Origin of the sequence: Mesorhizobium sp. M1A.F.Ca.IN.022.07.1.1 (genome assembly GCF_003997575.1) — a bacterium.
Lineage (GTDB): Bacteria > Pseudomonadota > Alphaproteobacteria > Rhizobiales > Rhizobiaceae > Mesorhizobium.
Window position 1 is genome coordinate 1 of record NZ_RZST01000307.1, and the last position, 7,080, is coordinate 7,080.

Consider the following 7,080-nt stretch of genomic DNA (forward strand, 5'->3'; position numbering starts at 1 on the left):
CAGAGCTTGAGCGGCGGGTTGATGCCCTCCTTCTTCTGTTTCTGCGGGTCGGACGGGTCGCGTTCGAGGATGTTCATGAAAGTCCTTGTTGTCCCAAAAGTCGGCGCTTTTGGGATCGTTCAAGCAACGCCGGCGATCGCTCTGGCGAATTCGCTGGCCGAGAAGGGTTCGAGGTCGTCGACCTGCTCGCCGACGCCGATAAAATAGACCGGCAATCCATGCTTGGCGGCGATCGCCACCAGAATACCGCCGCGCGCCGTGCCGTCCAGCTTGGTCATCACCAGGCCGTTGACGCCGGCGACGTTGCGGAAGATCTCGACCTGGCTGAGCGCATTCTGACCGGTGGTGGCGTCGACGGTCTGCAGCACGGTGTGCGGCGCCTCCGGATCGAGCTTGCCCAGCACGCGCACGATCTTTTCCAGCTCCGCCATCAGCTCGGTCTTGTTCTGCAGGCGGCCGGCCGTGTCGATGATCAGCACGTCGGAGCCTGCCTCCTTCGCCTTCTCGAAGGCATCGTAGGCGAGGCCGGCGGCGTCGGCGCCAAGCTTGGTGGCGATAACCGGCGACTTCGTGCGTTCGCCCCAGATCTTCAGCTGCTCGATGGCGGCCGCGCGGAACGTGTCGCCGGCCGCCAGCATGACCGAAAGTCCGCCTTCGGTCAGCTTGGCCGCCAGCTTGCCGATGGTCGTGGTCTTGCCGGTGCCGTTGACGCCGACGACCAGGATGACATGCGGCTTGTGGCTGAGATCGAGCTCGAGCGGCTTGGCGACCGGGGTCAGGACTTTTTCGACTTCCGCCGCCATCACGGCGCGGACCTCCGAGTCGGAAACGTCCTTGCCGTATCGGCTTGAGGCGAGAGAATCGGTGACGCGCAGCGCCGTCTCGACGCCAAGGTCGGCGCGGATCAGCACGTCCTCCAGATCCTGCAGCGTGTCTTCGTCCAGCTTGCGCTTGGTGAAGACGCCGGCGATGTTGCCGGTGAGCTCGCGCGAGGAACGGGCAAGCCCGTCGCGCATGCGCTGGAACCAGGAGCGTCGCGGCGCCGGCTCCGGTGCCTTCTGCGGCTCGGCCTTCTGCTCGACCTTTTTGGCGACCGTCACCTTGCCGGCAGCGGGGGTCGGCGGCGGCGCGGGGACAGCTTTTGGCTCGGGCGCAATCTCGGCAAGGATCCGCCCCGGCTCGACCGGCGCAGCCTGGCGAATGGGAGGCAGGGCTTCCGCCGGCGGAGCCGGCTCCGGTGGCGGCAAATCCTCCGCAGGCTGACGCTGCGCCTCACCCTCATCCTCTCCCCGTGAAGAACGGGGAGAAGGGGGCGTCGGCGTTGGTGCTTCTTCCTTCTCCCCGGCACTATACGGGGAGAAGGTGCCGGCAGGCGGATGAGGCGCGGCGCCGACCTCTAAAGATGGCTCGATAGAAGGTGCCTCGCCCGGTGGAACTTCGATCGGCGCTGGCGCCTCGGCCGGGACTTCGCTGGGCGTCGTCGGCACTTCGACGGGCCCCGGCACCGGCTGCGGCTCCGGACGCGAAGGCTCGATCTCCGGCTCGGCCGGCGCGGGTGCAGGCACCTCCTGCGGTGCCGGCGCGGGCACCGGCTCAGGTGCAGGTTCGGGCGGAGCAGGCACTTCCTCGGGTGCAGGCGGCTGCGGCTGCTCCGGGGCGGGCCGCGGCTCTTCTTCCGGCTGGGGCTGCGGCAGCGGCTCCGGCTCGGATGGAACAACCGGCTCCGGTGCCGGCGGGATGACGGGTTCCGGCGCCGGCGGAATGTCCGGTGGGGGTTCGGGCTTCGGCTCCTCGGGAACCGGTTGTGGCGCAGGTCCTGCCTCCCCCTCGATGGGGGAGGTCCCGAGCGCAGCTCGAGGGTGATTGGCGCCGGCGTCGGCGCTGCGGGACGCAGGCTCCTGCTCGGTTTCCGGTTTCAGCGCCTCGAGCGCGTCCCATTTGATCGGCGGCAGGGGCGCGGTCTCGTCGACGCGCTCCTCGACGACTTCCTTCTTGCCGAACGAAAATATCTTCTTGAAGAAACCAGCCATACGTCTTGCAGTCTCAGGCGGCTTGCGCGGCGAGCGGCGCCGCGATCAGCCGGGCGCCGTCATGGCCGGTGACAACCGCCTCGACGATCTCGCTCGGCTGTCCAACGCCAATCGCGGCAAGCGTGAAACCTTCGGTTCGGCCTAGCCCATCGCGCTCGATCAGGATCGATTGCCGCGTGCCGGCAAGGGCGGCCAGATGGCGACGGTAGGCGGCCTCGCCGGCGGCGCGCAGCCTTGCGGCACGCTCTTTCACCACCTCGCGGCCAAGCTGCGGCATGCGCGCGGCGGGCGTGCCCTCGCGCGGGCTGAACGGGAAGACGTGGAGGTGCGTCAGGCCGCATTCCGCGACGATTTTCTCCGAGTTTTTGAACATCGCCTCGGTCTCGGTCGGGAAGCCGGCGATGATGTCGGCGCCGAAGACGATGCCGGGACGGAGCTTGCGCACGTCCTCGCAGAAGCGGATCGACTGATCGCGCAAATGCCGGCGCTTCATGCGCTTCAGGATCATGTCGTCGCCCGATTGCAGCGACAGATGCAAATGCGGCATCAGCCGCGGCTCGGTGGCAATCGCGTCGAGCAGCTCGTCGTCGGCTTCTATGGAATCGATCGACGACAGCCTCAGCCGCTTCACCTCGGGCACCTGTCGCAGGATCGTCTTCACCAGCTTCCCAAGTTTCGGGCTGCCCGGCAGGTCGGCGCCGAAGCTGGTCATGTCGACGCCGGTGAGCACGATCTCGGCATAGCCATTGGCTGCGAGACGCTTGACCTGCTCGACCACGGCGCCCATCGGCACCGAGCGCGAATTGCCGCGGCCGTAAGGAATGATGCAGAAGGTGCAGCGATGGTCGCAGCCATTCTGCACCTGCACGAAAGCGCGCGCCCGGCCCTCGATGGCGTCGACCATGTGGCTCGCCGTCTCGCGCACCGAGAAGATATCGTTGACGCGCGCCTTCTCGGTATCGTTGACGCCGAAGTCCGGCAGCGCGCGGTAGGAGTTCGCCTTGAGCTTCTCCTCATTGCCGAGCACCAGGTCTACCTCGTCCATGGCGACGAAATTCTGCGGCTCGGTCTGCGCGGCGCAGCCGGTGACGATGATGCGCGCTTCAGGGTTCTCGCGACGGGCCTTGCGGATCGCCTGCTTGGCCTGGCGCACGGCTTCGGCGGTGACGGCGCAGGTGTTGAAGATGACGGCGCCGCCTTCCAGCGCGCCGAGGCCGGCGCTTTCGGCCTCGCGGCGCATCACCTCCGATTCATAGGTGTTGAGGCGGCAGCCGAACGTGACCACGTCGATACCGTTGCCGATAGGCCCTTCGGGCGCCGGGCCCTTTTGAAGAGCGGACATCAGGCGACGCTTTCGGTGTCGCGGGCCCAGGCGCCGGTCGAAGGGTCGAAGCTGCCGGAAAACTCCCATTCGGCGGCGCCGGTCAAAATGACGTGATCGTCGTCGCGCCACTCGACATTGAGCTCGCCGCCGCCGGGCGTGATCAGCGACACGCTGCGGCCGGTGCGCTTGGTGCGGGCGGCAGCCACCACGGCGGCGCAGGCCGCGGAGCCGCAGGCCTTGGTGAGACCCGCGCCGCGCTCCCAGGTGCGGATGATCATCGTCTCGGGCGAGGTGACCTGGGCGATGGTGATGTTGGCGCGCTCGGGAAAGATCGGATGGTTTTCGAGCAGCGGACCGAATCGGTCGAGCTCGTAGGACCAGACGTCGCGATCGACCCAGAAGATCGCGTGCGGATTGCCCATCGAGACGACCGAAGGCGAATGCAGCACCGGCGCATCGATGGGGCCGATCTGCAGTTCGATCATGCGGGTGTCGCGGAACTCCTCGGCAAGCGGGATCTCCTGCCAGCCGAAACGCGGCTTGCCCATGTCGACCGAGATCGAGCCGTCGGCATGTTCCTGAGCATTGAGAATGCCGGCGCGGGTTTCGAAGGTGAAGGTCTTTTGGCCGGTCTCGGCCGCAAGCGCCTGCACGACGCAGCGCATGCCATTGCCGCAGGCCTGCGCACCGGTGCCGTCCGAATTCAAGATGTCGACGTAATAAGCAGTGCCGGTCGTGCGCGGATCATGGATCGCCATGATCTGATCGAACTTGGTCGCCGCGTCGGCATTGAGGGCAATCGCCGCGGCTGCGGTCACCTTGTCGCCACGGCCGCGCATATCGGCGACGATGATCTCGTTGCCGATGCCGTTCATCTTGGCGAATGGGGCAGTGCCTGCCATCTAACCGGTCGTTCCAATTCCGTTTGGCGCTATATGGCGGAAACGGGCGGGAATTACCAGTGCAACGCGACTCCCGGCCGGGACGCGGCTCTGGCCTGCCGCGGCGAATATGCGGGCTAAGTCACGGCGAAGACGCCGAGCACGATCAGCAGGAAGATGATCAGCACAATACCGATCAGGATGCGGGCACCTGTGGCGGCGGCGCCGGCCAGCGCGGGCATGCCAAGCAGGCTTGCCGCAGCGGCAACGATAAGAAGGATGATGATCCATTTGATCATGGAAGGCTCCGAGGCGGATTTGCGTTGTGCAACCAACGCGTTTGCCCGGGCTGGGTTCCTTAGCCAGGCGGCGGCACATCCCATGCTTCGCCCGGGCGCATGGCGCGAAAACGCTCCGGCGAAATGCCTTCGGCCGCCAATGCCTCGGCGAGCTTTTGCGCAGGCTCCTCGATCGGTTCGTCGGTGAGCTGAAAGGTGCCCCAGTGGCAGCCGGCAGCATGGACGGCGCCGCACAGCCTCATGCCCTGGACGGCTTCCGCCGGATTCTGGTGCTGCGGGGCCATGAACCGCCGCGGCTCATAGGCGCCGATCGGCAGGATGGCCAGCCGAAACCAGCCATGCTTTTCCGCCATTCGGCGGTAGTTGGTGCCGCCGTGGAAGCCCGTGTCGCCGGCGAAATAGACCTTGCCGCCCGCCGTATCGATGACGAATCCCGCCCAAAGCGCCATGCGGCGGTCGCGCCCGCCACGCGCCGACCAGTGATGCACCGGCTCGATGTGGATGATGCCGTCGCTGGCGACTTCGACGCTGTCGCCCCAATCATGTGCCGACACGCGCATGCCGGGCACGGCAGTGCCGATGATCGCATCGTTGCCGAGCGGCGTGATCACCATCGGGTCGTGGCTTTGCTTCAGCCGCTTGAGGGTCGCGAGGTCGAGATGGTCGTAGTGGTTGTGACTGAGCAGCACCAGGTCGATCGGCGGCAAGTCGCAAAAGGCGATGCCCGGCGGGTTGACCCGCTTCGGTCCGGCGAAGCCGAAAGGCGAGGCACGCTCGGACCAAACCGGGTCGGTCAGGATATTCAGGCCGGTTGTCTGGATGAGCAGCGAGGCGTGACCCACCATGGTGAGCCGAAGCGCAGCGCCTTCGATCCGTTGTTCGGGCTTCGCCTGGGGATATGGGCTCGGCCAGGCCGCCGGCCATTTCGAGCGCCCACCGCTCAATTGCCATTTCAGCAAATCGGTGAAGCGCGCCGGCGGCCTGCCCTCGGGATTGAAAAAGAGGCTACCGTCGAAATGATCGCTGAGTGGGCCGCTATAGTAGCGGTTGGCTGCTCTTGTTCTTGCGGCCATCGTTTCTCCGCCCACTCCCTGTCGCTTGTCCTGAAATAAGGACGCCGCCGCCTGGCGCAAGCATTTTGCTGGGGAATGCCAAGGGCCAACGGTCGGCTTCGACTAGGATCGACGATGTGTGGAGGGATAGCACCGTGGCGAAGAAGCGGACCGGGACACCGTGGATGAAGGCCGAGGATTTCGGCCGCTCGCTGTCGCATGGGCTGGGCGTCAACTTGCTTGTCACCGACATGGCGGCGATGGAGGCTTTCTGCCGCGATGTGCTAGGCGCGCGCATCATCTATGCCGACGAGGATTTCGCGGCCATCGAGCTGCTCGGCTCGATCTTCATGCTGCATGCCGACCATTCCTATCTCGACAATCCGATAACCGGCGTCTTCGCCGGAGCCGAAACGCGTGGCGCCGGCATCGAGCTGCGCCTCTATGGCGCCGATCCGGATGCGGTCGAAAAAAAGGCCGCAGCACTCGGCCACATCGTGCTGGCCGGCTCGATCGACAAGCCGCATGGCTTGCGCGAATGCTATATCGTTGGTCCGGACGGGTATGTCTTCGTGCCCAGCGCGGCTGCGAGCCTGAAACTTCAATACGTTAGGGTCCAACTTCTCGATTGGGGCCGCGGTGAGGAAGGCCGTCGCGACAAATTTGCAACACCAGCTCCGAAAACCCTATTTTAACCATATCGGGTTGAAATTCTGCCACCTTCGCCATCTTGGTGAAGCGAGTGTTTACGCGGACGGCGCCCCCCACCGGATCCGACGGAGGTTGGAATGATTTTTTCGAAGACTGGCCTTTTGGCCGTATCGCTGGCCGCGCTCGTTGCGAGCGGCTGCTCGACCTCGCGCTTCTCATCGATGGACGATCAGCAGCCGGCGCCGCTCACGCCGGCGCCCTCCGGCACGGTGACGCAGAACCAGCTGCCGCCGCCGGCTGCTCCGGGCACCACCGACCCGTCGCAATTCCCCACCGCGCCGAAGAACAGTCAGATGGCTTCGCTGCCGCCGGACGGTTCGGCGCCCACGGGCGCCGCGGACCTGACCGCGGCCAGCGTCGCCGGCGTCTGGAATGTCAGTGTCTCCGGCCAGAGCTGCAAAGTGGCGACGCCGCAGACCAAGTTCGGCGCCGGCTACCGCGCCGGTCCGCTGCATTGCCCGGCTCCGATCGACGGCATCAAGTCGTGGAATGTCGCCGGCAAGCAGCTGACGCTCTACGACGAAAACGGCGGCACGCTGGCCAGGCTCTATTCCTCCGGCGGCGAAAAGTTCGACGGCCAGACTTCCAACGGCCAGCCGATCTCGCTTACAAGGTAGGGCGGACCCTCCCCTATTGTTTCACGCAGTTTCGGACGGCAAGCCGCTTTCCGAATTGCCCGAGAACGACGTGACCTATGCACCTGCGTGACGGCCTTCAGACGCATGCGACCGTCAGGCAGCGCTACGACCATCTGGTGGAAACCGGCGTGGTCGAACGCGATCC

General features: G+C 65.8%; 7 protein-coding genes. 2 read left to right on the forward strand and 5 right to left on the reverse strand.

Annotated features, from left to right (window positions below; all coding sequences use genetic code 11):
- Positions 1-119 precede the first annotated feature (119 nt).
- The 5 genes from ftsY to EOA75_RS25915 all read right to left on the reverse strand — a co-directional run bounded on the left by ftsY (position 120) and on the right by EOA75_RS25915 (position 5,607).
- The gene (ftsY, locus tag EOA75_RS25895; RefSeq protein WP_127325482.1) at positions 120-2,030 is read right to left on the reverse strand and encodes a signal recognition particle-docking protein FtsY; all 1,911 of its coding nucleotides are present in this window, start codon (positions 2,028-2,030) and stop codon (positions 120-122) included.
- Between the two features lie 13 nt (positions 2,031-2,043).
- Entirely contained in the window at positions 2,044-3,372 is a 1,329-nt protein-coding gene (mtaB, locus tag EOA75_RS25900) for a tRNA (N(6)-L-threonylcarbamoyladenosine(37)-C(2))-methylthiotransferase MtaB (protein WP_127247354.1), read from the reverse strand.
- Positions 3,372-4,256, reverse strand: a complete 885-nt coding sequence (gene dapF, locus EOA75_RS25905) for a diaminopimelate epimerase (protein ID WP_127325483.1) — start codon at positions 4,254-4,256, stop codon at positions 3,372-3,374. Before dapF ends, mtaB begins: the two co-directional genes overlap by 1 nt.
- A gap of 116 nt (positions 4,257-4,372) precedes the next feature.
- Complete coding sequence (locus tag EOA75_RS25910) at positions 4,373-4,534, reverse strand: DUF1328 family protein (protein ID WP_066991727.1); 162 nt, start codon at positions 4,532-4,534, stop codon at positions 4,373-4,375.
- A 59-nt stretch (positions 4,535-4,593) separates the two neighbouring features.
- Complete coding sequence (locus EOA75_RS25915) at positions 4,594-5,607, reverse strand: MBL fold metallo-hydrolase (RefSeq protein ID WP_127325484.1); 1,014 nt, start codon at positions 5,605-5,607, stop codon at positions 4,594-4,596.
- Between the two features lie 134 nt (positions 5,608-5,741).
- On the opposite strand from EOA75_RS25915, the gene EOA75_RS25920 reads away from it, so the two are divergent.
- Together EOA75_RS25920 and EOA75_RS25925 are read left to right on the forward strand one after the other, a co-directional pair.
- Entirely contained in the window at positions 5,742-6,281 is a 540-nt protein-coding gene (locus EOA75_RS25920) for a VOC family protein (protein ID WP_245466738.1), read from the forward strand.
- Positions 6,282-6,374: 93 nt separating this feature from the next.
- Positions 6,375-6,914, forward strand: coding sequence for a protease inhibitor Inh/omp19 family protein (locus EOA75_RS25925; protein WP_067323653.1), 540 nt, complete (start codon positions 6,375-6,377; stop codon positions 6,912-6,914).
- Positions 6,915-7,080: the final 166 nt, after the last annotated feature.

Coding starts and splice junctions, on each gene's coding strand:
- ftsY (WP_127325482.1), bottom strand. CDS start 2,030: ATGGCTGGTTTCTTCAAGAAGATATTTTCGTTCGGCAAGAAGGAAGTC.
- mtaB (WP_127247354.1), bottom strand. CDS start 3,372: ATGTCCGCTCTTCAAAAGGGCCCGGCGCCCGAAGGGCCTATCGGCAAC.
- dapF (WP_127325483.1), bottom strand. CDS start 4,256: ATGGCAGGCACTGCCCCATTCGCCAAGATGAACGGCATCGGCAACGAG.
- EOA75_RS25910 (WP_066991727.1), bottom strand. CDS start 4,534: ATGATCAAATGGATCATCATCCTTCTTATCGTTGCCGCTGCGGCAAGC.
- EOA75_RS25915 (WP_127325484.1), bottom strand. CDS start 5,607: ATGGCCGCAAGAACAAGAGCAGCCAACCGCTACTATAGCGGCCCACTC.
- EOA75_RS25925 (WP_067323653.1), top strand. CDS start 6,375: ATGATTTTTTCGAAGACTGGCCTTTTGGCCGTATCGCTGGCCGCGCTC.